The sequence below is a fragment of the Streptomyces sp. NPDC047042 genome (assembly GCF_040644035.1).
Taxonomy (GTDB): domain Bacteria; phylum Actinomycetota; class Actinomycetes; order Streptomycetales; family Streptomycetaceae; genus Streptomyces.
In genome coordinates, this window is record NZ_JBEYVP010000008.1 from 115,293 (window position 1) to 139,514 (window position 24,222).

21 protein-coding genes are annotated in these 24,222 nt (G+C 70.5%); 6 read left to right on the top strand and 15 right to left on the bottom strand.

Translation table 11 applies throughout. The features are described from left to right. Positions 1-21 precede the first annotated feature (21 nt). Positions 22-987: a superoxide dismutase gene (locus tag ABZ855_RS11095; protein WP_360804463.1), complete on the top strand. Its 966-nt coding sequence runs from the start codon at positions 22-24 to the stop codon at positions 985-987. Positions 988-1,060: 73 nt separating this feature from the next. On the opposite strand, the gene ABZ855_RS11100 is transcribed toward ABZ855_RS11095, so the two are convergent. The 8 genes from ABZ855_RS11100 to ABZ855_RS11135 form a co-directional block, all read right to left on the bottom strand. After that, positions 1,061-2,065 (bottom strand): PAC2 family protein, encoded by a 1,005-nt coding sequence (locus tag ABZ855_RS11100; RefSeq protein WP_319207717.1) that lies wholly within the window; start codon positions 2,063-2,065, stop codon positions 1,061-1,063. Positions 2,066-2,215: 150 nt separating this feature from the next. Continuing rightward, a complete protein-coding gene (locus tag ABZ855_RS11105; protein WP_319207718.1) occupies positions 2,216-2,887 on the bottom strand; it encodes a FadR/GntR family transcriptional regulator in 672 nt (223 codons plus the stop codon). Positions 2,888-2,990: 103 nt separating this feature from the next. Next, positions 2,991-4,292 carry an amidohydrolase gene (locus tag ABZ855_RS11110; protein WP_360804467.1) on the bottom strand — a complete coding sequence of 434 codons (1,302 nt, stop codon included), beginning with the start codon at positions 4,290-4,292 and terminating at the stop codon, positions 2,991-2,993. Then, entirely contained in the window at positions 4,289-5,065 is a 777-nt protein-coding gene (locus ABZ855_RS11115) for a nucleoside phosphorylase (RefSeq protein WP_360804470.1), read from the bottom strand. Before ABZ855_RS11115 ends, ABZ855_RS11110 begins: the two co-directional genes overlap by 4 nt. Next, positions 5,062-5,982, bottom strand: a complete 921-nt coding sequence (locus ABZ855_RS11120) for an ABC transporter permease (RefSeq protein ID WP_360804473.1) — start codon at positions 5,980-5,982, stop codon at positions 5,062-5,064. The genes ABZ855_RS11115 and ABZ855_RS11120 overlap by 4 nt, the downstream gene beginning before the upstream one ends. Next, positions 5,982-7,019 (bottom strand): ABC transporter permease, encoded by a 1,038-nt coding sequence (locus ABZ855_RS11125; protein ID WP_360804476.1) that lies wholly within the window; start codon positions 7,017-7,019, stop codon positions 5,982-5,984. Before ABZ855_RS11125 ends, ABZ855_RS11120 begins: the two co-directional genes overlap by 1 nt. Before the next feature lies 1 nt (position 7,020). After that, positions 7,021-8,574, bottom strand: coding sequence for an ABC transporter ATP-binding protein (locus ABZ855_RS11130; RefSeq protein ID WP_360804479.1), 1,554 nt, complete (start codon positions 8,572-8,574; stop codon positions 7,021-7,023). Beyond that, a complete protein-coding gene (locus ABZ855_RS11135; RefSeq protein ID WP_360804482.1) occupies positions 8,552-9,604 on the bottom strand; it encodes a BMP family ABC transporter substrate-binding protein in 1,053 nt (350 codons plus the stop codon). Before ABZ855_RS11135 ends, ABZ855_RS11130 begins: the two co-directional genes overlap by 23 nt. A gap of 318 nt (positions 9,605-9,922) precedes the next feature. On the opposite strand from ABZ855_RS11135, the gene mtnA reads away from it, so the two are divergent. After that, positions 9,923-10,963 (top strand): S-methyl-5-thioribose-1-phosphate isomerase, encoded by a 1,041-nt coding sequence (gene mtnA, locus ABZ855_RS11140; RefSeq protein ID WP_360804485.1) that lies wholly within the window; start codon positions 9,923-9,925, stop codon positions 10,961-10,963. 92 nt (positions 10,964-11,055) lie between these two features. On the opposite strand, the gene mtnB is transcribed toward mtnA, so the two are convergent. The 3 genes from mtnB to ABZ855_RS11155 are packed head-to-tail and all read right to left on the bottom strand — an operon-like array spanning position 11,056 to position 13,033. Then, positions 11,056-11,676 (bottom strand): methylthioribulose 1-phosphate dehydratase, encoded by a 621-nt coding sequence (gene mtnB, locus ABZ855_RS11145; RefSeq protein ID WP_360804488.1) that lies wholly within the window; start codon positions 11,674-11,676, stop codon positions 11,056-11,058. Continuing rightward, positions 11,673-12,410, bottom strand: coding sequence for an acireductone synthase (gene mtnC, locus ABZ855_RS11150; protein WP_360804899.1), 738 nt, complete (start codon positions 12,408-12,410; stop codon positions 11,673-11,675). Before mtnC ends, mtnB begins: the two co-directional genes overlap by 4 nt. Positions 12,411-12,433: 23 nt before the next feature. Continuing rightward, positions 12,434-13,033, bottom strand: a complete 600-nt coding sequence (locus ABZ855_RS11155) for a cupin (RefSeq protein WP_329279117.1) — start codon at positions 13,031-13,033, stop codon at positions 12,434-12,436. 594 nt (positions 13,034-13,627) lie between these two features. Here ABZ855_RS11155 and ABZ855_RS11160 point away from each other — a divergent pair. The 4 genes from ABZ855_RS11160 to mtnK all read left to right on the top strand — a co-directional run bounded on the left by ABZ855_RS11160 (position 13,628) and on the right by mtnK (position 18,689). Continuing rightward, complete coding sequence (locus tag ABZ855_RS11160; RefSeq protein ID WP_360804492.1) at positions 13,628-14,725, top strand: substrate-binding domain-containing protein; 1,098 nt, start codon at positions 13,628-13,630, stop codon at positions 14,723-14,725. Beyond that, on the top strand, positions 14,712-16,259 hold the full coding sequence (locus tag ABZ855_RS11165; protein ID WP_360804495.1) for a sugar ABC transporter ATP-binding protein: 1,548 nt from the start codon (positions 14,712-14,714) through the stop codon (positions 16,257-16,259). The genes ABZ855_RS11160 and ABZ855_RS11165 overlap by 14 nt, the downstream gene beginning before the upstream one ends. 199 nt (positions 16,260-16,458) lie before the next feature. Next, entirely contained in the window at positions 16,459-17,508 is a 1,050-nt protein-coding gene (locus ABZ855_RS11170; RefSeq protein ID WP_360804498.1) for an ABC transporter permease, read from the top strand. Positions 17,509-17,519: 11 nt separating this feature from the next. Further along, entirely contained in the window at positions 17,520-18,689 is a 1,170-nt protein-coding gene (mtnK, locus tag ABZ855_RS11175) for an S-methyl-5-thioribose kinase (RefSeq protein WP_360804501.1), read from the top strand. Between the two features lie 107 nt (positions 18,690-18,796). On the opposite strand, the gene ABZ855_RS11180 is transcribed toward mtnK, so the two are convergent. From ABZ855_RS11180 to ABZ855_RS11195, 4 genes are all read right to left on the bottom strand, one after another. After that, complete coding sequence (locus tag ABZ855_RS11180) at positions 18,797-20,413, bottom strand: glycerol-3-phosphate dehydrogenase/oxidase (protein ID WP_360804504.1); 1,617 nt, start codon at positions 20,411-20,413, stop codon at positions 18,797-18,799. A 7-nt stretch (positions 20,414-20,420) separates the two neighbouring features. Further along, a complete protein-coding gene (gene glpK, locus ABZ855_RS11185) occupies positions 20,421-21,971 on the bottom strand; it encodes a glycerol kinase GlpK (RefSeq protein WP_360804507.1) in 1,551 nt (516 codons plus the stop codon). A gap of 90 nt (positions 21,972-22,061) precedes the next feature. Beyond that, complete coding sequence (locus ABZ855_RS11190; protein ID WP_360804510.1) at positions 22,062-22,847, bottom strand: MIP/aquaporin family protein; 786 nt, start codon at positions 22,845-22,847, stop codon at positions 22,062-22,064. A gap of 314 nt (positions 22,848-23,161) precedes the next feature. Next, entirely contained in the window at positions 23,162-23,926 is a 765-nt protein-coding gene (locus tag ABZ855_RS11195) for an IclR family transcriptional regulator (RefSeq protein ID WP_360804513.1), read from the bottom strand. Positions 23,927-24,222 lie beyond the last annotated feature (296 nt).

The window sequence follows — 24,222 nt, forward strand, 5'->3', positions numbered from 1 at the left end:
CCCTTCCCGGAAGGAAGCCCCGTGGCACCCACACACGGTTCCTTCGCACGCCACGTCAGCCGCCGCGGACTCCTCGCGGCGGGCGCCGCCACCGTCTCCGCCGCCCTGGTCGCCTCACCGGCCGCCGCCTCCCCGAAGACCCTGCCGACCCTGATATCCCTGCCCGACGGCTTCCGTCCGGAGGGCATCGCCACCGGCGCCGGCCCCTACGCCTATCTGGGCTCGCTCGGCGACGGCTCGATCTACCGGGCCGACCTGCGCACGGGCGCGGGCGAGATCATCTCGACCGGCCCCGGTACCCCGTCCGTCGGGCTCAAACTCGACGGCCGGGGGCGCCTGTTCGTCGCCGCCCGCAGCGAGGGCGCCCGCGTCGTCGACACCCGTACGGGCGAGGTCCTCGCCTCCTACGCCCTCACCACCGCCACGCCCACCTTCGCCAACGACGTCTTCCTGACGCCGCACGCGGCGATCTTCACCGACTCCTTCCAGCCCGCCCTGTACGCCCTTCCGCTGGGCCGGGGCGGCGCACTGCCGGGCGCCGGCGATGTCGTACGGATCACCCTGAGCGGCGACTGGAGCCAGGTGCCCGGCGAGGTCGTCAACGCCAACGGCATCACGGGCACGCCCGACGGAAAGGCGCTCCTCGTCGTCCAGTCCGGGGTCGGCGGACTGCACCGGGTGCACCCGCGCACCGGCGTCACCAGGCTCGTCGACCTCGGCGGCGCGGCCCCGCTCACCAACGGCGACGGACTGCTGCTCGCCGGGCGCACGCTGTACGTCGTACAGAACCGGCAGAACGCGATCGACGTGTTCACACTGTCGGGGGACGGGAGCCGCGGGGTCTTCCAACGCCGCGTCACCGACCCGGACTTCGACGTGCCGACCACCGTCGCCGCGTACCGGAACCGGCTGTACCTGCCCAACGCCCGGTTCACGACTGCGCCGACGCCGCAGACGACGTACGCCATGGTCTCCGTGGAGCGCTGACAGGCGCCGGGAGGCGGATACGGGGAAGGGCCGGTGCGCGTGGTGCGCACCGGCCCTTCCCCGTATCTGGCGTCTACTCCTCCGGAGGGTCCTCGTCGTCCGTGCTCGGCAGCTGGGGCGGCTTCGGCGGCTGCGGTTTCGGGCGTCCTGCCGGGTTGTCCCGGAGGTAGGACGCGCTGTCCGTGCCGTCCGCGGTGGCATGGCCGCCGGGGGCCGCGCCGGGGCCCGCCGGGCCGGTGCCGTCACGGCGCCGCAGATAGCGTTCGAACTCGCGGGCGATGGCCTCGCCCGTCGCCTCGGGCAGCTCGGCGGTGTCCCGGGCCTCCTCCAGCGTCTGCACGTACTCCGCGACCTCGCTGTCCTCGGCGGCCAGCTGGTCCACGCCCACCTGCCAGGCCCGCGCGTCCTCGGGCAGCTCGCCCAGCGGGATGCGGATGTCGATCAGGTCCTCCAGCCGGTTCAGGAGGGCCAGCGTCGCCTTCGGGTTGGGCGGCTGCGACACATAGTGCGGGACCGCCGCCCACAGCGACACCGCCGGGACGCCCGCGTGCGTGCACGCCTCCTGGAGGATGCCGACGATGCCCGTGGGGCCCTCGTACTTGGTCTCCTCCAGATCCATCCGCTGGGCCAGATCCGCGTCGGACGTGACCCCGCTGACCGGAACCGGACGTGTGTGCGGAGTGTCGCCGAGCAGGGCGCCCAGGATCACCACCAGCTCCACACCCAGCTCGTGCGCGAAGCCCAGCAGCTCGTTGCAGAAGGAACGCCAGCGCATCGACGGCTCGATGCCCCGGACCAGCACGAGGTCACGGGGCTTGTCGCCGCCCACCCTGACCACGGACAGCCTGGTCGTCGGCCAGGTGATCTTGCGTACGCCGTTGTCCAGCCACACGGTCGGACGGTTGACCTGGAAGTCGTAGTAGTCCTCGGCGTCCAGCGCCGCGAACACCTCGCCCTTCCACTCCCGGTCCAGATGCGCGACCGCGCTGGAAGCTGCGTCGCCGGCGTCGTTCCAACCCTCGAACGCGGCCACCATGACTGGGTCGATCAGCTCGGGAACCCCCTCCAGCTCGATCACCCAGCGCCTCCTTCCGACGTGCCCTCGCTTGACCACCCAACCTTACGGCGTGCGGCGAGGACGCCCGCAGCCCCCTTGCACGGGGGAGTGAACGGATCACTGCCCCGATAGACACCCATGAACACCAACCATGAGCAACCGGGAATTCGGCTAGAGGGTCGACCGCAGCCACTGCTCCACGCTGGCGATGTGCACCGTCGCCCACGAGCGCGCCGCCTCGGCGTCCCGGTCGCGCAGGGCGCCCAGGATCGCCCGGTGCTCGTGCAGGGTGCGGCTGACCGCGTCCTCCTGCGTCAGACCGCGCCAGATCCTCGCCCGGGTGGTGGGGCCGGACAGACCGTCGAGAAGGGAACACAGCACCGAGTTTCCGGAGCTCTGCACGATGCCCCGGTGGAACTCCAGGTCGGCGGCGACCAGCTCCTCCACCGACGGCTGCCCGCCCAGCCGCTCCAACTGGGCGGACAACGCGTCCAGCTGCTGCTCGCTGACACGTGCCGCCGCCATCGCGGTGGCGGCCGGCTCCAGGATGCGGCGTACGGCCAGGAACTCCAGGACGGTGTCGTCGCGGTGGAAGTCGACGACGAAACTCAGCGCCTCGAGCAGGAGTTGGGGATCCAGGCTGGTGACATAGGTGCCGTCGCCCTGCCGTACGTCGAGGATGCGGATGAGCGACAGGGCGCGCACCGCCTCGCGCAGGGAGTTGCGGGACAGTCCCAGTTCGGCGGCCAGCTCGCTCTCCTTGGGCAGCCGGTCGCCGGGGCGCAGAGACCCGGAGACGATCATTCCCTTGATTTTTTCGATCGCCTCATCGGTGACTGCCATGGCGGGCCTCCCTGTCGTTCAGACATCCGATGTCTCGCCCATTATGGGGGTTCAGTGGGCTGAACGGGACACAAAAATGCGATGTCAGCCCATACGAGAGTCGTCAGAGCAGTGCTTCCAGGTCGGCGAGCGCCGCGGCCTCGTCAAGGGTGGTCAGGGTCCGGTCGCGCATCAGGACCCTGCCGTCCACGACGGTGTCCCGGACGTCTGCCGAGTGCGCCGCGTACGCGAGCGTCGACCAGGGGTCGTGCAGGGGCCGCAGATGCGGGCCGCCCAGGTCGAGCACGATCAGGTCGGCCCGCTTGCCCGGCTCCAGCGAGCCCAGCCGGTCGCCCAGGCCCAGTGCCTTCGCCCCCTCGACGGTCGCCATGCGTACGGCCTGTTCGGCGCCGACCGCCGTGGGGTCGCCGCCCGCCTTGTGCACAAGGGCCGCCTGCCGTACCGCACCCAGCACGTCCAGCGTGTTGGAGCTGACGGCGCCGTCCGTGCCGAGCCCGACGGTCACACCGGCGCTGAGCAGCCGGGGCACGGGCGCGATACCGCAGCCGAGCTTCAGGTTCGAGACGGGACAGTGGGCGACGGACGTGCCGGTACGGGCCAGCGCCGCGATCTCCGGGCCGGTGAGGTCCACGGCGTGGGCCAGCAGCAGGTCGGGGCCGAGCAGACCGAGCGAGTCGAGCAGTTCGACCGGGCGCTTGCCGTACCGCACCTCGACGGTGGCGACCTCGGTCGCGTTCTCGGCGGCGTGGATGTGCAGCAGGGCGCCGAACTCCCTTGCCAGGGCGGCGATCTCGACGAGCTGCTCGGGGGAGAGGGTGTAGGTGGAGTGGGCGAAGAGGATCGGACGGTGGCCGGGGCGGGGGGTGCCCCGGGCGGCCAGGTCCTGGCGGGCCCACGCCAGCCGGTCCTCGTAGGCGATGCCGTCGGGCGGTTCCGGTACGTCCATGAAGGTGGGGCCGGTGTGCAGTCGCCAGCCGGTCTCGCGCGCCGTATGCTCGGCCGCCTCGTGGAACCAGTACATGTCGAGCGCGGAGGTCACCCCGGCGCGGACGCTCTCGGCGACCGCGACCCGGACCGCCGCCGCCACATTGCGCGGCGACAGCAACTGGGCCTCCCACTTCAGCACGCGCTCCAGGAAGCCCTGGAGGGTGACGTCGTCGGCCCGGCCGCGCAGGAACGTCATCGCGAGATGGGTGTGGGTGTTGACCAGGCCCGGAAGAACGAGGCAGTTCGCCGCGTCAAGGGACTCCTCGGCTGTGAACCGGGTTGTCAGCTCCTCGGCCGGACCCACGGCGACGATCTCACCGTCCCGGACGGCAACCGCGCCGTCGTGAACGACGGTTCCGGCCTCGTCCACGGTGAGCACGTCACCGCCGTGCACCAGCAGATCGATCGGCTCGCTCATATGCCGTACTCCCCGGACTCGGTCTCGGCCTCGAACTCCGCCAGCAGGCGCAGCGCCTCCAGCGACACCACCGCGCCGCGTTCGACGCCCTCCGCAACGACCTCCCGGTGCGGGTTGTAGCCGCCGGTCACGGTCTCGTCCACGAGTTCGTCGGCGTTCGCGCCGTCGATGACGACCACTCCGCCCGCGACCAGTCCGCGCAGCGAGGCCGTCACCAGCAGCGCGCTCAACTCCATCTCGATGGCGGCGAGTCCGGCGCCGTCATAGGAGAAGAGGGGGAGCAGACCGGGCTGGAACGCGGCCCGCGTCCACACGATGCCCCGGTGGTGCGGAGCGCCCGCCTCACGCGCCGCCCGCTGGAGCGCGAGCACCGCCTCGGGGGACGACACCGCCGGATACTCCGGGGGCAGCAACTGCTGGGTGACACCGTCGTCCCGGACGGCCGCCTCCGCGATCACGAGGTCGCCGTCGCCGATCCCCGGCTTCATCGCACCCGCCGTACCGAACCGCAGGAAGGTCCGCACACCGGCGTCCGCCAGCTCCTGGAACAGCAGGATCGCCCCCGGCGCGCCCACCCCGTGCGAGGCGACCAGCACCGGCACACCCTTCCAACTCCCGCTGAACACACGGTATTCGCGGTGGTACGACACCTCCCGGGCGCCCTCCAGCTTCGCGCCGACGAGAGCGGCGCGCTGCGGGTCGCCGACGACCAGCGCGCGCGGCGGCAGCCCCGTGCGGGGTATTCGGGTGACGGGCAACAGGTCCTGCGTCATGAAGCGGCTCCAGCGGAAGTGGACGTGGAAGGAGAAGAGGGAGTTGCGGCGGGAGAGGAGGGCGACGGGGACGGGTTACGGCGACGGCGGCGGGCCGTCGTCAGGAAGAGGGCGCCGAGCGTGACGACGTACGGCGCGGCGTCGGTCGCCTGCTGCGGCAGACCGAGGCCCTGCAGACGGAAGCCGGCCGCCTCCGCGAGCCCGAACAGCAGCGCCGCCAGCAGCACGCCCAGCGGCAGCGCCCGGCCCAGCATCACCGCGACCACGGCGATCCAGCCGCGCCCCGCCGTCATGTTCTCGGAGAACAACGTGACGTTGCCCAGGGCGAGTTGAGCTCCCGCAAGCCCGCACAGCACACCGGAGACGAGCACCGCCCCGTACTGGTACCTGACCGGGCTCACACCCAGCGTGGCCGCCGCGTCCGGCGCCTCGCCGACCCCGCGCAGCCTGAGCCCCCACACATGCCGGGACAGCATCAGCGCGGCCACACCGACCGCCGCCCACGCCAGATACGCGAGCGGCGAGAAGCCACCGACCAACGGCAGCCCGGCCAGTGACGGATCGTCAAAAGTGCCCTGCACACCGAAGACGGTACGGAGGAGGAAGCTGGTCAGGCCAACTGCCAGGAGATTCAGGGCGATTCCCAGCACAACCGCGTCCCCGCGCAGGGTCACCGCACCCACGGCGAGGATCAGCGAGTACGCGGCGGAGGCGAGCGCCGCCGCCAGCACACCGAGCCAGGGACTGCCGGTGAACCAACTGGTGGCCACCGCTGTGAAGCAGCCCATCAGCATCATGCCCTCGAGGCCGATGTTGAAGACGCCCGCCCGTTCGCAGATCGCCCCGCCGAGCGCCGCCAGCAGGATGGGCGTCAGCGCGCGCAGCGCCGACATGAGGAGATCGGAGTCGAAGAACATCACACCGCCTCCTTACGACGGTTGAACCACCCTTGGGGGAAGCGCAGTCGCGCCGCCAGGAACACGATCACGATCGCCTGGAGCACCTGGGTCAGCTCGCGCGGCACCTCGGTCGTCCGCTCCATCGACAGCCCGCCGACCTGGAGCACGGCGAAGAAGAAGGACGCGAGGACCGTGCCGACGGGCGCGGCGGCGGCCAGGAGAGCCGCTGTCAGACCTGTCCAGGTGTATCCGGACGCGGTGAGGGAGCCGTCGAGGAAGCGGTACGGGAAGCTCAACACCCCTATGGCGCCCACGAGTCCGGCCAGCGCGCCCGACACCGCCATCAGCCGCAGCGTCAGGCCCTTGCGCTCGACGCCGGCGTAGGCGGAGAAGCGGGGGTTGAGGCCGGTCATCCGCATCTCGTAGCCGAACGCGGTACGCCGGTCGGTGAACCAGTACGCGGCGGCGGCCACGACGACCAGCAGCAGCCCGACCGTCACGGTCGACGAACCGAAGGTGGGCAGCGCGACCCCGTCCGGCAGCTGCCGGGTCTGGGGGAGGCTGGAGCCGGGTTCCTTGAGCGGGTAGCGGGCCAGGTAGGAGGCGAAGGACGCCGCCGGATAGCTCAGCAGCAGGCTGCTGACCAGCAGCGGTACGCCGAACCGGTTCTCGCACAGGGCGGCCAGGGCCGCGTACCCGGCGCCGGCCGCCATGCCCGCGAGCAGCGCGAGGACGACGGTGAGCGGCGCGGGCAGGGGCGAGTACAGCCCCGTCACGGCCGCCGCCATCCCGCCGAGCACCAGCTGGCCGTCCCCGCCCAGGTTGATGAGCCCGGCGCGCAACGGCACGGCCAGCGCGAGGGCCAGGCCCAGCACGCTCGTCAGGGTGGTCAGCGTCGACCCGATGCCGTCGGCGCCGAGCGAACCGCTGAGCACCGCGCCGTACGCGGTGAGGGGATCGGCGCCGGTCCCGACGAGGAACAGGGCGCCGATGACCACTCCGGCGAGCACCGAGAAGGCGACGGGGGAGCGGAGGGCTCTCGTGATGTGGTTCATGTCAGTCCCCGACCTCCATCGGGGCCGGCGGGGCCGAGCTGTCCGCGCCGCCGCCCGCCATGGCGAGCCCGAGCGTCCGCTCGTCCGCCTCGGCCTTGTCGTACGACGCCGTCACGCGGCCCTCGTACATGACCAGGACGCGGTCCGCGAGCCCCCGGATCTCGCTCAGCTCGGCCGAGACGAGCAGGACGGCGTGACCGGCGTCGCGGTAGGCGATCAGCTGGTCGTGGATGTTCTGGACGGCGCCGATGTCGACCCCGCGCGTAGGCTGCTCCACAAGCAACAGCGGGGCCTCGTGGGCGAGTTCACGCCCGATGAGCAGCTTCTGCAGGTTGCCGCCGGACAGCGCGGACGCGGGCACCTCGGAGGACGCCGCCTTGATGCCGAAGCGCTCGATCAGGCGTCCCGCGTGGCCGCGTACGGCGGCGGGCGGAAGCAGCCCGCGTGCGGACAGCGACGTACGGTGGTGGCCCATCGCCAGGTTGTCGGCGACCGACGCGGCGGGCGCCGTACCGACGGCGTGCCGGTCCTCGGGGACGTAGGCGAGGCCCTTGGCGCGGCGCTCGGTGGCCGAGGCGTGCGTGATGTCGTCGCCGAGCAGCGCGACCCGGCCGGCGGTCACCGGACGCAGCCCGGCCAGCGCCTCCACCAGCTCGCTCTGCCCGTTGCCCGCGACGCCCGCGATACCGACGATCTCGCCTGCGCGGACGGTGAGTTGGACCTCCCGTACGCCGTCCGTGGCGAGGCCGGTGACGTCCAGGACCACGTCACCCGGGGTTCCCTGGGCGTGGATGCGGTCCAGCTCCACCGCGCGGCCGGTCATCGCGGCGGCTATCTCGTCGGCGGACGTCTCGGCGGTGACCAGCCGGGCGACGACCCGGCCGTCCCGCAACACCGTGACGTGGTCGCTGCCCTCGAGCACCTCACGCAGTTTGTGCGTGACCAGGATGACCGAACGTCCCTGTGCGGCAAGGGACTTGAGGACCGCGAAGAGGGCGTCCGCCTCGGCGGGCGTCAGGACGGCGGTCGGCTCGTCGAGGATGAGCGTCCGGGCGCCTCGGTGCAGCAGCTTCAGGATCTCGACGCGCTGACGCAGCCCCACGGGCAGGTCACCGACCCGGGCGTCCGGATCGACCGCCAGCCCGTGCTCCTGGGCCAGCTCACGCACCCGGCGGCGGGCCGCTCCCCGGTCCACCAGACCAAAACGGCGCGGCTCGGCGGCGTACACCACGTTCTCCGCGACCGTCAGCGAGTCGAACAGCTTGAAGCTCTGATGGACCATGCCGAGTCCTGCGGCCATCGCGTCGCCGGGATCGGCGAAGACGACCTCACGCCCGTCGACCCGGACCGAACCGGCGTCCGGGCGTTCCATCCCGTACAGGACCGACATGAGCGTCGACTTGCCGGCGCCGTTCTCGCCCATCAGGGCGTGGATCTCGCCGTGCCGGACGGTCAGGTCGACGGCGTCGTTGGCGAGCGTGCCGGGGAACCGCTTGGTGATTCCCCGGAGCTCGACCGCGGCCGCCGCTGTCTCAGCCCGCGGCGGCGGGGTCATCGACCGTCAGCTTCCCGGACACGATCTCGTCGCGCAACGCCTCGACCTTCTTCAGGACGTCGGGGTGCTTGGCGATCACGCACTGGGAGGAGTCGACGTCCTTCTCCAGCCCCGTGAGGCTGATGCCGCCCTCCTTCAGCCCGTACGAGGTGGTCGTGCCCGTCTGACCGGCGAGGACCTGCTCGACGCCCTTCTCCACGGCGATGTCCGTGCGCTTGATCACATTGTCGACGACCGTGCCGGGCGCCGAGGGGCACTGGTTCACGTCGACGCCGTACGCGAACGCGCCCTTCGCCTTGGCCGCCTCGAACACGCCGTAGTTGCCGGCCGCCGCAGCCGCCATCAGCTGGTCGTAGCCCTTGGACAGCAGGTCGTTCGCCTGCTCCTTGGCGCGCGCCGAGTCGTCGAACGGCGACTGGCCGCCGACGAAGCGCGTACCGGTCTCCGTCTTCGCCGCGACATGCTGGGCACCGGCCGCGAACGGGTCGCTGAAGCGGCGGAACACGGGCGTGTCCAGCACGTCCACCGCGCCGACCTTTCCGCTCTTGGTCAGCAGCCCCGCCTCGGCGCCCGCGAGGAAGACGCCCTCGTGCTCACGGAAGACCCCGCAGCTGACGTTGGCGAACGCCTTCGTCGTGCACGCGTCGATCATCAGGAACTGCTGCTTGGGGTGTGCCTCGGCCTGCTGCGCGACCAGGTCCGCGAACTCGAAACCGACCAGCACGACGACATCGGGCTTCGCGTCGATGGCGGCCTGCACATTCTGCTGCTGGGAGGCGGTGTCGGTGGACTCGAACACCTTCTCGGACCCGTTGTGCGCCTTCGCGGCGGCCTTGACGCCGGTCACCGCCAGCTTGAGGAACTCGTTCTGCCCGACGGCGTCCGGCGTGACGAGGGTGAACGACGCGGCGCCCGCACTGCTGTCCGAGGACGCGTCGTCCTTCGAGGCGGCGTTGCAGGCGGTGGCACCGGCGACGAGCAGCGCGGTCATGGCGGCGAGCGGGATCGTTCGACGGGATCTGCGAGGCATCGGGGACCTTCCAAGGCACGAACGGCACAGCCCGCGCTCTGCGCTGAGCACGGGGAGGGGCGGGGAGGGGGAGAAGAGGAGACGGGACGGGGACGCCGAGGGGGACGGGTCAGCGTCGACAGCCGTCGCTCGCACACCGGCCGTGGTCGAGGAAGCGGCGCATGGTGAGCGGCACGTGTCCTCCTTCACATCGGATCCAAGGTGCGGATGTTGGACTGTAACACCGCGATTCAGCCACTGGACAAGCTGTCTCGAACTGTGGTTCTCCGAGGTCATGTACGGTGTCGCGCACCGCCGGAACTTCAGGAGCGTCCCGTTATGCCCCAGGAACTGCGCGCCGTCGGCTGGACCGGAAACAGCCTCGCGCTCATCGACCAGACCTTGCTGCCGCACCGCAACGAGACCAGGGACGTCCGCGATGTGGACACCCTGGTGGACGCGATTCAGCGGCTCGTCGTGCGCGGCGCGCCCGCGATCGGCGCGGCGGGCGCCTACGGGGTCGCGCTCGCGCTGCTCCAGGGCGAGCGCGAGGGCTGGACCGAGGAGCAGGTACGGGCCGCCGTGGCGCGCATCCGCGAGGCCCGGCCGACCGCCGTCAACCTCATGGTGTGCGTGGACCGGGTCATGACCCGCTTCGAGGAGGGCCTGGAGGCGGTGCTCGAGGAGGCCGCCGCGGTCCAGCGCGAGGACGTCGAGGCCAACAGGGCGATGGGCGCGCACGGCGCCGACTGGTTGCTCGAGCGCCTCGCCGGGAGCGCCGGGGACCGCCCGCTGCGCATCCTGACCCACTGCAACACCGGCGCCCTCGCAACGGCCGGGTGGGGCACGGCACTTGGCGTCATCCGTGAACTGCACGCACGCGGCCGGCTCGAGGTCGTGTACGCCGACGAGACGCGCCCCTTGCTCCAGGGCTCGCGCCTGACCGCCTGGGAGCTGGTCCAGGAGGGCATCCCGCACTACGTCCAGGCCGACGGGGCCGCCGCCGGCACGATCCTGCGCGGCCAGGTCGACGCGGCGATCGTCGGCGCCGACCGCATCGCCGCCAACGGCGACACCGCCAACAAGGTCGGCACGGTCGGGGTCGCGCTGGCCTGCGCGGACGCCGGAATCCCGTTCCTGGTGGCGGCGCCCACCACCACGGTCGACCTGGCGACGGCCACCGGCGACGACATCCACATCGAACTCCGGGGCGAGAACGAGGTGTTGGAGTGGTCGGGCGTACGCACGGCTCCCGCCGAGTCACGCGGCCACAACCCGGCGTTCGACGTCACGCCGGGCAGGCTGGTGACCGGGCTGGTGACGGAGCGGGGTGTGCTGGAGGTCTCCGCCGGTGAACTGCCCGGCGAGCACCTGAAGTAGCGAGTCCCCGCGCCCCTGTCAGGGGCGCGGGGCGGTGTTGAACTGCGGCTCCGCCGCGGGGCGCGACCAGCCCCCACCGGCCCGCGGTTCGACTACCGTCCGTCCCGCGGTGCGCTGAGTTCCAACTCCAGCAGCCACTCCACTACTTCGGTGTGGTGCCGGGCCTGACGGGGGTTGTCCCCCCATACGTACAGCCCGTGCCCCGCGACCACCACGGCCGGCATCCGGGGCTCGCGTGCCGCCTCCAGACGGTCGCCGAGCACCTTCATGTCCTGGCTGTTGTCGATGACCGGCAGGGTCACCTCGACGTCGTGGGCGGGCTGACCGACCCCCTTGAGCATCTCGATGTCCTTGAACACGATCCCGCCGGGCTCGCGCCGGCCCATCGCCACGGACGCCACGGTGTGCACATGCACCACCGCACCGGCCCCGGTCAGCGCGGCGACCCGGGCGTGCAGCTCGGCCTCGGCGGACGGCTTGCCGCCGTTCACCGCCGCGCCCCGCGCGTCCACCAACACCACGTCGGAGGGCGTGAGTTCACCCTTGTCGTGGCCGCTCGCGGTGACCGCGAGCAGCAGCGGATCGCGGGACAGCACCACGGACAGGTTCCCGGAGGTGCCCCGCATCCAGCCGAAGGAGGCGAACCGGGCGGACTCGGCGGCGAGTACCGCCCCCGCCTCCTCGAGGTCGAGCGTGCTGATGTCGGCGGTCACGTGGTGCTCCCTGAACTGGTGGAACTGGTGGAACCGGTGATGCTGATCTCGTCGAACGTCCCCGCCTGCGCGTGGTCCCCGACGCCCTGCTCGTAGTAGGGCTCCCCGGGCCGCCGGATCCCGACGGTCCGCCATCCGGCGGCGCGCGCCGCGTCCAGCTCGCCCGGCCGGTCGGAGAGGAAGAGGAGACGGGCCGGGTCGGCGGTGCCGGTGGCCTCCGCGATACGGCGGTAGGACTCCGGCTCCTGCTTGGGTCCCGCGTTCTCGGTGTCGTACAGACCCGAGACGAGCGGCAGCAGGTCGCCCTCCGGAGTGGACGCGAACCACGCGCGCTGCGCGGCGACCGACCCGGAGGAGTAGACGTACAGCCGGAGCCCCGCCGCGTGCCAGGCGCGCAGCGCGGGCAGGACGTCGTCGTAGAAGTGCGAGACGAGGTCGCCGCGCGCGAAGCCCTCGGACCAGATGATGCCCTGGAGGGTCTTGAGGGGCGTCGCCTTGCGGTCCTCGTCGAGCCAGGCGTTGAGGGTCTTCTCGACGAGTACGGCGTCGGCGCCGGGCTCGCCGATCAGCTCGCGCACCTGTGCGACCGCCCGCGCCACCTCCGGATCACCGCTCCGCTCCGAGAGCAGTGCTCCGAAACGAGAGCGCGAGTACGGATACAGCACGTCGACGACGAACCCCGTGGCGCTCGTGGTGCCCTCGATGTCGAGCACCACGGCGTCCACGGAGTCCATGCCGAACACCGCGCCCGGCAGGGTCACGCGGCGGCCCTGTCCTGCTGGAACCCGGCGTCGATCGTGTCGTAGTCCGGGAAGCGGGAGGCGATGGTCGAGCCGGTGAAGTTGCCGATCCAGCCGTCCTCCTCGTGGAAGAAGCGGATCGCGGTGAAGGCGGGGCTGGTGCCCATGTCGAACCAGTGCGTGGTGCCGCGCGGCACGCCCAGCAGGTCGCCCTTCTCGCAGTACACGGCGTGCACCTCGCCACCCACGTGCAGATAGAAGATGCCGGAGCCGGAGACGAAGAAGCGGACCTCGTCATCGTCGTCGTGCGTGTGCTCCTGGAGGAACTTCGCGCGGGCAGCCTTCGCCTTCGCGGGGTACTCCGGGTCGTCGCTGGGGTGCAGACCGAGGACGTCGACCGTGGTGAAACCCTCCTCGGCGTTCAGCCTGTCGATCTCCGGGCCGTAGGCGGCGAACACGGTGTCGCTGTCGGCGTCCGCGGGGACGTCCTCACGGATCGGCCACTGCTCGTAGCGCACACCGATCGGGGCCAGCGCGGCGGCGATCTCGGCCGGGTCGGAGGTACGGCGCACGACGGTCTCCGGGCCGGACTCGGGCCAGGTCGTCAGCAGGGTCATGGGAGCAACTCCAGTTGGCTGCGAGAGGGGTGGGGGAATGCGGGCGAAACGAATGCGAGGAGGCAGGGACAGGAGAAGGAGACGGGCCGGTCGTCAGTCGCGACAGCCGCGACACAGCGCGCCGGTACAGCGTCGTACCGCCCTCGCGCAGGGTGTCGTCGTCATCGGAAGCCTCACTGTCCCGGGTCGGGTGCCGGTCCCGTGATGGTAACTCCCGTCGGCAGGTCGGCAGAGTGTGACGAATCCGGCGTTCCATATGCTGAGATCCAGTGTCCAAGCCTTTGACGAATGGCTGGAAACGTTCTCATGATCTGCTTATGAAGACGCTGCTGCTCGTGCGGCGGCTGTACGTGGACTTGCTCCGGTCGACCACAGCCCGCTGTCGCTGACCTGACCCGGAGTACCCGAGACGCCCCCGGCCGTGGCGTGCTTCCCGCCCCACGCCGCCACCCCACACCGTCACCTCGCGCTCGGGACCGGACACTCCCGCGCCGGTGCCTTTCGGCCACCGCGCCCCTTCATTCCCCGTTTCCCGGATTCCCCCTTTCCCCCCTCATCCCTTCTTCCCGTACTGCCCTGCACCAGGAGTTCCGCATGTCCCGCACCCGTCTGCCCCTCGCCGCGCTCTCGCTGGCCTCCGTCTCGGCGCTCTTCCTCGCGGGCTGCTCGCAGTCGACGAACGCCTCCAAGGACACCGGTGACACGGGCGCCTCGGCGTCCGCGGCCACCGGCACCAAGCCCGCGCCCTTCGACAAGGGCGCGGTCAAGGTCGCCCTGGTCCGCCAGAGCGGTGCCGGTGACTACTTCGAGCAGTGGGGCAACGGCGCCAAGGCGCAGGCCAAGGCGCTCGGCATCGACCTGACGGTGTACGACGCCCAGGCCGACAACGCCAAGCAGGCCACCGACCTGTCCTCGGCGATCAACTCCGGCGCGCAGGCGATCATCGTGGACCACGGCTTCCCGGCGACGATCCAGCCCGAGATCGACAAGGCAGTGAAGAAGGGCATCAAGGTCGTCGTCTACGACGTCGAGACCCCCACGAAGGGCGTCGTCAGCACCGAGCAGGACGACGCGAGCATGGCGCAGGCCGTCCTCGACGTCATGGCGAAGGACCTCGGCAAGAACGCCAAGGTCGGCTACGTCAACGTCGCCGGCTACGCGGCCCTCGACAAGCGCGACAGTGTCTGGAAGACGACGGTCGACGCCAATGGCTGGAAGCAGGCCTTCAAGGTCGGCAAGGTCACCGACTCCACCGCCACGGACAACGTGCCGCTGGTCTCCGCCGCCCTCACCCAGCACTCCGACGTGACGGGCATCTTCGCCCCCTACGACGAGCTGGCCAAGGGCACCGTCCTCGCCGTGCAGAACAAGAAGCTGCAGGACAAGGTGAAGGTGTTCGGCGCGGACGTCTCCAACGCCGACATCCAGAACATGACCGCGGCGGGCAGCCCCTGGGTCGCCACGGCCGGCACCGACCCCTCCGCCGTCGGCGCCGCGGTCGTCCGCACCGCAGCCCTGGAACTGGCCGGACAGCTGAACAAGACCACGGTCGAGTTCCCGGCCGTCGCCATCACCCAGGAGTTCCTGAAGAGCAAGAACATCCAGAACATGGACCAGCTGCGCGCCGCGCTGCCCGCGCTCAACCTCTCCCAGGTGAGCACGGCCGACTGGATCGCCAATGTCGCCCACTGACTCGCCCGCCGAGTCGCCGACCGAGGCGTCACCCGCGGTCGTCCTGCGCGAAGTGAGCATGGCCTTCGGCGGCAAGACGGTCCTCGAGTCCGTGTCGCTGGACATCGCGCCGGGCAGCGTGATCGCGCTGCTCGGTGCGAACGGGGCCGGCAAGTCCACTCTCATCAAGATCCTGTCCGGCGTCCACACGGACCACGGCGGCGAGGTGACGGTGAACGGGGCCCGCGCCGCCCTCCAGTCGCCGCTCGCCGCCCGCCAGTTGGGCATCCAGACGGTTCATCAGCGGATCAGTGAGGGCATCGTGCCCGGCCTCACGGTCGCCGAGAACCTCGTCTTCGAGGAGCTGGCCCAGGCACGCGGCAACCCGTTCCTGAACGGACGCCGCGTGCTCGCCCGCGCCCGCGAGATCCAGTCGGCCCTGGACCTCGGCTGGAGCGACGCCCTGCTCAAGCGGGACGTCACCGAACTCGGCATCTCCGACCGCCAGTTGCTGATCCTGGCCCGCGCCCTGGCCACCCGCCCGAGGCTCCTGATCCTCGACGAACCGACGTCCGCGCTCTCCGCCGCCGAGGCCGAGCGCCTGTTCGCCCTCGTCCAGCGGATGCGCGACGACGGCATCGCCGTCCTGTACGTCTCCCACCGCCTCGGCGAGATCGACGCCCTCGCGGACCGACTGGTCGTCCTGCGAGACGGCCGTCTCACCGAGGACCAGGTCAAGCCCTTCGACTGGGACAGCGCCCTGCGCGCCATGCTCGCCCAGGCCCAGGAGGCGACCACCGCCCGCCCCCGCGCCGAGTCGGAGCCCGGCGAGACCCTCCTGTCGCTGCGCGGCGTACGCCTGCTGGACGGCCGTACACCCCAGGACCTGGACCTGCGGGCCGGTGAAGTCACCGGCGTCGTCGGCCTGTTGGGCGCCGGCAAGACGGAACTGGCCCGAGGCCTCTTCGGCGCCGAACCCTTCGCCGCCGGTGCCGTGGAGCTGGACGGCAAGCCGTACACGCCCCGCCGCCCCGCCGACGCGATCCGGGCCGGCATCCACCTCGTCCCCGAGGACCGCCACTCGGACGCCCTCGTCCCCGGCTGGTCGCTCGCCCAGAACATCTCCCTGCCGTTCCTCAAGTCCCTCTCGACGCTCGGCCTGGTCAACCGCTCCCGGGAGGACACCCTCGGCCGGGACACCATCGAGGCGCTCGGCGTCGTCACCCGCGACGAGCACAGCACCGTCGAGGAACTCTCCGGCGGCAACCAGCAGAAGGTCGTCGTCGGCCGCTGGCTCGCCGAACGCCCCCGTGTCCTCATCCTGGACGAGCCGTTCCGAGGCGTGGACATCGGCGCCCGGCGCGACATCGGCCGCCGCGCCCGCGCACTGGCGGCGGAGGGCGCCGCGGTCCTGGTCCTGTCGGCCGACGTGGACGAGATCCTGGAGATCGCCGACCGGGTCGTCGTCCTCGCGGCCGGCGAGATCCACCTCGACGCGTACGGCGAGGACGCGGAACGCGACCGCGTCATCCAGACCATCTCGGCGTCGGTCTGATGAGGGGCGCTCCCCGGGTTGGGCGGAGTGGCGTTGTCCGCCGGTCCGGCTCTGTCGGGCGGCTGCGAAGTCGCGCCTCTTCCGGGGCGCGGGGAACTGCGCGACCAGCCCCCACCGGCCCGCAGGCAAAGAACCACCACCCCCCGCCGGCCACCCCTCTCGCATCGGCCCAACCGCACGCCACCCCAGGAAGCACCCCATGACCACCACCAAGAGCGCCGCCCCCGCGAAGACGGCGCCCCCGTCCACGCTCGTCGCCGCCGCGGGCCCCCGCATCCAGAACGCGGTCATCAAGTACGGCTTCATCTTCGTCACCGTCACCCTCTTCGCTTACTTCGCGCTGAGCGAGCCGTCCTTCCGCGATTCCGCGACCCTCCTCGACACCCTGCGGTACGTCTCCGTCGCCGCGATCCTCGGCCTCGGTGTCACGCTCACCATGGCCGTCGGCGGGATGGACATGTCGGTCGGCGCGGTCGCCGGGCTCGGCGTGACCGTCGCCGCGAAGACGATGGTCACGTACAACCAGGTCGGCGTCGTCGCGATCGTCGCGGTGATCGTCGCGGGCGCGCTCGCGGGCCTGCTCAACGCCCTGCTCATCGTGGTCCTCAAGATCCCCGACATGCTGGCCACGCTGGGCACCATGTTCGTCATCCAGGGCACCAAACTCATCCTGGTCGACGGCCAGTCGATCACCCCGGGCATGACCCAGTCCGACGGCACGACGGCCCCCGGCAAGTTCACCGAGGGTTTCCTGCGCATCGACCGGGGCACGATCCTCGGCATCCCCGTCTCCGTGGTCATCTTCGGCGCCCTCACCGTCCTCGCCTGGGTCTTCCTGGCCCGCACCCGCTGGGGCCGCGTGCTGTACGCGATCGGCGCCAACCCCGAGGCCTCGCGCCTGGCCGGCATCCGCGTGGGCGCGTACCGGGCGCTGGCGTACGTCCTCTCCGGCGTCCTCGCCTCCATCGGCGGCCTGATCCTGGCGGCGCGCATCGGCCAGGGAGACGTCTCCGCCGGCACCTCGCAACTCCTCGAGGCCGTCGCCGTCGCCCTGGTCGGCACGTCCGTCCTCGGCAGCGGCCGCCCGAACGTGTGGGGCACCGCCCTGGGCGCGGTCCTCATCGGCATCATCACCACCGGCCTGACCATCAAGGGCCTGCCGTACTACACGCAGGACGTGGTCGAGGGCGCGGTCCTGATCCTCGCCCTCGTCTTCAGCTTCACCCTGTCCAAGCGCCGCACCGCATAAGGAAGTTCACGATGGGCTACCGCATCCTGGAGCCGGCCGACGTCCCCGCGTACCTGAACGAGCGCGGCCACTGGCCCGACCCCTCGGACATCGAGGTCCGCGAGGTCTCCGACGGCAACATGAACCGCGTGTTCCTCGCCAGGTCCACCGACGGCACCCGCAGCCTCGCCGTCAAGCAGGCCCTGCCCTGGGTCCGGGTGGCGGGCCCGTCCTGGCCGATGAGCCCCGAGCGGGCAGACGCCGAGGCGAGGGCGTACGAGCAGGTCGCGAAGGTGGCCCCGGACAAGATCCCGGCGATCCTCGGGTACGACCCCGAGAACTACGCCCTCGTCATGGAGGACATGTCGGACCTGGAGGTCCTGCGCACCCTCCTCAACGAGGGCGCGTCGTACGGCCCGTACACCTCCGCCCGGATCGGCGAGTTCGTCGCCCAACTGACGTTCGCGACCAGCGACTTCGGCATGGCGTCGGCGGACCGCAAGGCTCTGCTGGCGGCCTCGGTGAGCCCCGAACTGTGCAAGATCACCGAGGACGTGGTCCTGTCCGAGCCGTACATCGAGCACGAACACAACCACTGGCACGAGGACTTGGACGACCTGGCGGCGGAGTTCCGCGCCGACGCCCGCCTCCGCACCGAGGTCGCCGACCTCCGTCACACCTTCATGACCAGCGCCCAGGCCCTCCTCCACGGCGACCTGCACACCGGCAGCGTCATGGTCGGCGAACGCGAAGGCGCCCCGGTGGTACGGGTCTTCGACCCCGAGTTCTCCTTCGTCGGCCCGATCGGCTACGACCTCGGCCTCTACTGGGCCAACACCCTGGTCTCGGAGCAACGAGCCCGCGCCCTGGACTCCTTGACCGACCACGCCGACCAACTGGCCCTGTCCTGGACGGCGTTCGAGTCCGAGTTCCGCCGCCTGTGGCCGACACGAGTCGACACCTTCTTCGACGACGCGTACCTGGACCGCTTCCTGCGCAAAATCTGGACGGAGTCCGTGGGCTACGCAGGCGCGGAAATCATCCGCAGAATAATAGGCTTCGCCCACCTGACAGACCTGACCACGCTCCCCAACCCGGCAGAGGCGTCCCGCCGCTCACTACTCATCGGCCGCGAACTGATCCTCCGCCGCGAGGAGCTGACCACCCCGCACGATGTACGAACGGTGGTGGAACGCCTTTAGGGGCGCGGGGAACTGCGCGACAAGCCCCCACCCACCCGCACCCAGAACACAACGCAAAGAAGGAGCGGCTCCCACAAAAAGGAGCCGCCCCAAAAAACGCCCTACCCCTACTTCTTGTCCAACAAATCCTGCACCTTGGACCGAACCTCGTCCGAATCCAACCCCCGAATAGTCAACGTGGTCCGACGCCGCAGCACATCATCCGCAGTCTCCGCCCACTCATTGTCCCGCGCATAAACCACCTGCGCCCAAATCTCCGGCGCATCAGCGTGCACCCGCTCACCCAACTCAGGGTTCTCATTCGCGAGCCGCGCGATATCGAACGCCAAAGACCCATAGTGCGTCGCCAGGTGCTTCGCCGTATCGGCGGCCATCCGCGGCCCAGGCGCCGGGTTGTCCACCAGCAGCCGGTGCGCGACAGCGCGCGGGTTGGCGACACCAGGAAGCGGCAGATACTTCGGCAGGGACGACACGGACTCGAAGTCGTCACCCAAGGGACGCCCCGGCAATGTCTCCAGCTTCTCCATGACCGTACGGCCGATGTGCCGGAAGGTCGTCCACTTGCCGCCGGACACGGACAGCATCCCGCCCCTGCCCTCGGTCACGACCGTCTCCCGCTTGGCCTTGGCCGTGTCGCCGGGGCCACCCGGCAGCACGCGCAGACCCGCGAAGGAGTACGTGATCAGGTCACGTGAGAGCTGCTGGTCGCGCACGGAGAACGCGGCCTCGTCGAGGATCTGGGCGGTGTCCTTCTCGGTGACCGTGACGTCCGCCGGGTCGCCCTCGAACTGCTCGTCGGTCGTACCGAGCAGCAGCATGTCCTCCCACGGCAGGGCGAACGTGATGCGGTACTTGTCGATCGGCGTGGCCAGCGCGGCCTTCCACGGAGACGTCCGCTTCAGGACCAGGTGCGCGCCCTTCGACAGGCGGATCGAGGGCGCCGCGCCGGCGTCCTCCATCCTGCGCAGGTGGTCGACCCAGGGGCCGGTCGCGTTGAGCACGAGCCGGGCGTTGACGCCGAAGTCGTCGCCGGAGAGACGGTCGCGCAGGTCGGCGCCGGTGACCCGGCCCCGGGTGAAGCGCAGACCGGACACCTCGGCGTGGTTGAGCACGACCGCGCCCGCCTCGACGGCCGCCCGGACCGTCATCAGCGCCATGCGCGCGTCGTTCATCTGACCGTCGCCGTACACGGCCACGGCCTTGAGGTTCTCGGTACGCAGCTCGGGCACGTCCTGCGCGGCCTTGGCCGGGGACAGCAGGTGCCCGACACCGTCACCGAACGCCGACAGCATGGAGTAGGCGAAGACGCCCGCCCCGAGCTTCGCCGCGCCGTGCGGCCCGCCCTTGTACACGGGGAGGTAGAACGTGAGCGGATTGGCCAGATGGGGAGCCACCTGACGGGACACCGCACGGCGCTCGAAGTGGTTCTCCGCCACCAGCTTCACCGCGCCGGTCTGCAGATAGCGCAGACCGCCGTGGAGAAGCTTGGAGGAGGCGGAGGAGGTGGCGCCGGCGAAGTCGCCGGCGTCGACCAGAGCCACCCGCAGACCGGACTGCGCGGCATGCCAGGCAGTCGAGATGCCGAGGATGCCACCGCCGATCACGAGAAGGTCGTACGTCGCCTTGGAGAGCTGCTCCCGGGTCTCGGCGCGGCTCGGGTTGACGCCGAAGGCCGGGTGCGTACCGAGGGCAGGCACGGACTGCAGGGTGGACTGGCTGGTCATGTGTTTCTTACTCCTCGACAGAGCTGTCTTCGAGCCAGCCCATGGACCGCTCGACGGCCTTGAGCCAGCTCTTGTACTCACGGTCGCGCTTTGCCGCGTCCATGTTGGGGGTCCACTCGGCGGCCCGGCGCCAGTTGGCGCGCAGGTCGTCGGTGCTGGTCCAGAAGCCGACGGCGAGACCGGCGGCGTAGGCGGCACCGAGGCAGGTCGTCTCGGCGACCATCGGGCGCACGACGGGTGCGTCCAGGAAGTCCGAGAGGGTCTGCATCAGCAGGTTGTTGGAGGTCATGCCGCCGTCGACCTTGAGGGCCGCGAGCTCGACGCCCGAGTCCTTGGTCATGGCGTCGGTGATCTCACGGGTCTGCCAGGCGGTCGCCTCGAGGACGGCACGCGCGAGGTGCGCCTTGGTGACGTACCGGGTCAGACCGGCGATCACACCGCGGGCGTCGGAACGCCAGTACGGGGCGAACAGACCGGAGAAGGCCGGCACGAAGTAGGCGCCGCCGTTGTCCTCGACCGACGACGCGAGCGTCTCGATCTCGGCGGCGGTGGAGATCAGGCCCATCTGGTCGCGCATCCACTGCACCAGCGAACCGGTGACCGCGATCGAGCCCTCCAGGGCGTAGACCGGGGCCTGGTCGCCGATGCGGTAGCCGACGGTGGTCAGCAGGCCGGAGTACGAGTTGATGATCTTGCCGCCGGTGTTCATCAGCATGAACGTGCCGGTGCCGTACGTCGACTTGGCCTCGCCCTCGGCGAAACAGGTCTGGCCGAACAGGGCCGCCTGCTGGTCGCCGAGCGCGGAGGCGACCGGGATGCCGCCGAGCAGTTCGCCGAGCGGACCGCCCGTGACCTCGCCGTACACCTCGGCGGAGGAGCGGATCTCCGGGAGCATCGACAGCGGGACGCCGATCGACTCGGCGATCTTCGGGTCCCACTCCAGGGTGTGCAGGTTCATCAGGAGGGTGCGGGAGGCGTTGGTGACGTCGGTGACGTGGTGACCGCCGTCGACACCGCCCGTCAGGTTCCAGATGACCCAGCTGTCCATGGTGCCGAAGAGGATGTCCCCGGCCTCGGCGCGCTCGCGCAGCCCCTCGACGTTGTCGAGCAGCCAGCGGGCCTTGGGGCCGGCGAAGTAGGAGGCCAGCGGGAGGCCGGTCTCACGGCGGAAACGATCCTGCCCGACATTGCGGCCGAGCTCCTTGCAGAGCGTGTCCGTACGGGTGTCCTGCCAGACGATGGCGTTGTGGACGGGCTCACCGGTGTTCTTGTCCCACAGCAGCGTCGTCTCACGCTGGTTGGTGATGCCGATGGCCTTGATGTCGTCGCGGGTGATGCCGGCCTTCTGGACGGCTCCGGCGACGACTTCCTGGACGTTGGTCCAGATCTCGTTGGCGTCGTGCTCGACCCAGCCCGGCTTCGGGAAGATCTGCTCGTGCTCCTTCTGGTCGACGGAGACGATCCGGCCGTCCCGGTCGAAGACGATGCAGCGGCTGGAGGTGGTGCCCTGGTCGATGGCCGCGATGAACGGGCCGGCGGTGTGCGCGTCGTCGGTCACTGTGTGCTCCTGAGAGGTCCGTGGGTGAGGGGCTGGCTTACGGCGATGTTGCTCGAGGCTGCGGCCGCCGCGCTGACTGTGCTGGCTGCTCTAAGCAAAAGCGACGTTGTAGATGCCTGCAGCGATCGCGCCGCCGATCAGCGGACCGACCACCGGGACCCACGCGTAGGACCAGTCGGAGCCGCCCTTGTTGGGGAGGGGCAGAAGGGCGTGCACGATGCGCGGACCGAGGTCACGGGCCGGGTTGATCGCGTATCCGGTCGGGCCACCGAGGGACAGACCGATGGAGACCACGACGAGCGAGGTGATCAGGGCGCCCAGGACGCCGAGACCCTTGCCGCTGTCGTTGAGGCCCTGCGTGAGGACGGCGAGCACCAGCACGATCGTGCCGATGACTTCCGTGGCCACGTTCTGCCAGGCCACGCGGACCTCGGGGCCGGTGGAGAAGATGCCGAGGACCGGACCGGCCCCCTTCTCCTGCGCCTCGACGGACTTCGCCGCCGGAGTGCCGACGATCTCCTTGTCGGTCAGGTGGGCGAGGAACTGGCCGTAGTAGGCGATCCAGACCAGGGTCGCGCCGATCATGGCGCCGAGCAGCTGCCCGCCCCAGTAGATCGGGACGTCGCTCCAGTCGATGCCGTCCTTCTTGAGCGCGAGCGCGAGAGTCACGGCCGGGTTGAGGTGGGCGCCGGAGAGCGGCGCCGAGGTGTAGACGGCCGTCAGAACGGCGAAACCCCACCCGAAGGTGATGGCGAGCCAGCCGGCGTTGCGGGCCTTGGAGGCCTTCAGCGTGACGGCGGCGCACACGCCACCGCCGAGCAGGATGAGTATGGCGGTACCGATGGTCTCGCCGATGAAGATGTCGGAGCTGGACACCCGCGACTCCTTTGTCCTTCGTCCAGGGGGAGAGCTGCCGGCCTTGGCGTTGTCACACTCTAACGCCTATTGCCGGTCGGTGTTCGACAATGTCGACCGATGGACGGGAGTCTTGCTCCGGAGTTACGGGCACGTCAAGAGCTCTGTCTCGAAAACACGATCGTTATTGATTGCTGTGAGCTATCGATCTTGCGTGCGATCCCGAGTCGGTCGCGAACCGCGTCCGCCCGCACACGCCGCGCACACGAAAAGACCGGAACATCCACGATGTCCCGGTCCGCTTTCGTAGGAAGTGCCAGATTTTGTACGAAGGTTCAGAACCGCCCGGCGCCCAGGTCCCGTGACACCGCGCGGGCGCAGTCCCGCACCGCCGCGATCAGCTCCGGACGCAGCTCGCCCTCCCGGCAGAGCCGTTCCACGGCACCGGTGACGGCCACCGCGCCGACCGGCATCCGCCGCCGGTCGTGGATGGGGGCGGCGATCGACGCGATGCCCTCCCAGGTCTCCTCGACATCGGCCGCGTACCCACGCGCGCGGGTGAGGTCCAGGACGCCCTCGAAGCCCTCCAGGTCGCTGATCGTCCGGTCGGTGAACGACTTGCGCTCGGCCTCCAGGACCTCGCTGTGCGCGACCGGGTCGTAGGCCGACAGGACCTTGCCCAGAGCTGTGGAATGCAGGGGCTGCATGGCCCCGACCTCCAGCACCTGTCGGCTGTCGTCGGGGCGGAACACGTGGTGCACGATCAGCACACCCCGCTGGTGCAGGACGCCCAGATGGACGCTCTCGCCGCTCGAGCGGGCCAGGTCGTCGGTCCACACCAGGGCACGCGCGCGCAGTTCGTGGACGTCCAGATAGGTGGTGCCCAGGCGCAGCAGTTCGGCGCCCAGCTGATAGCGCCCGGAGGCGGCCTCCTGCTCGACGAAGCCCTCCTGCTGGAGGGTGCGCAGGATGCCGTGGGCGGTGCCCTTGGCGAGGCCGAGGGACGAGGCGATGTCCGAGAGGCCGAGCCGACGCTCGCCGCCCGCGAGGAGCCGCAGCATCGCCGCCGCCCGTTCGAGCGACTGGATGTTCCGTGCCATCGCCGTCCTGCCTCCGTCCCTCGACCGCCCGCATCCGGCGTTCGCTGCCGCCGTTCGGCAATGTCGAACACTACCGGTCCATGTCGACCGCCCGCCAATGGCTGGTCGTCACCTGTTACATCCCGCGTACATCCGGGTGGATGCCGGGCATACACCCGGTGGCTTTCGGCCACGACACGCGCGCCACGTACGTCCGTCCCGTGGACGCCCTGACCATACGGCCCCGCACCGGGCTACCCTGGCCGGGTGCGCCTTCCCCAAAGAAGCCGCAAAGCCGACAGCCGTCGCACTCCAGG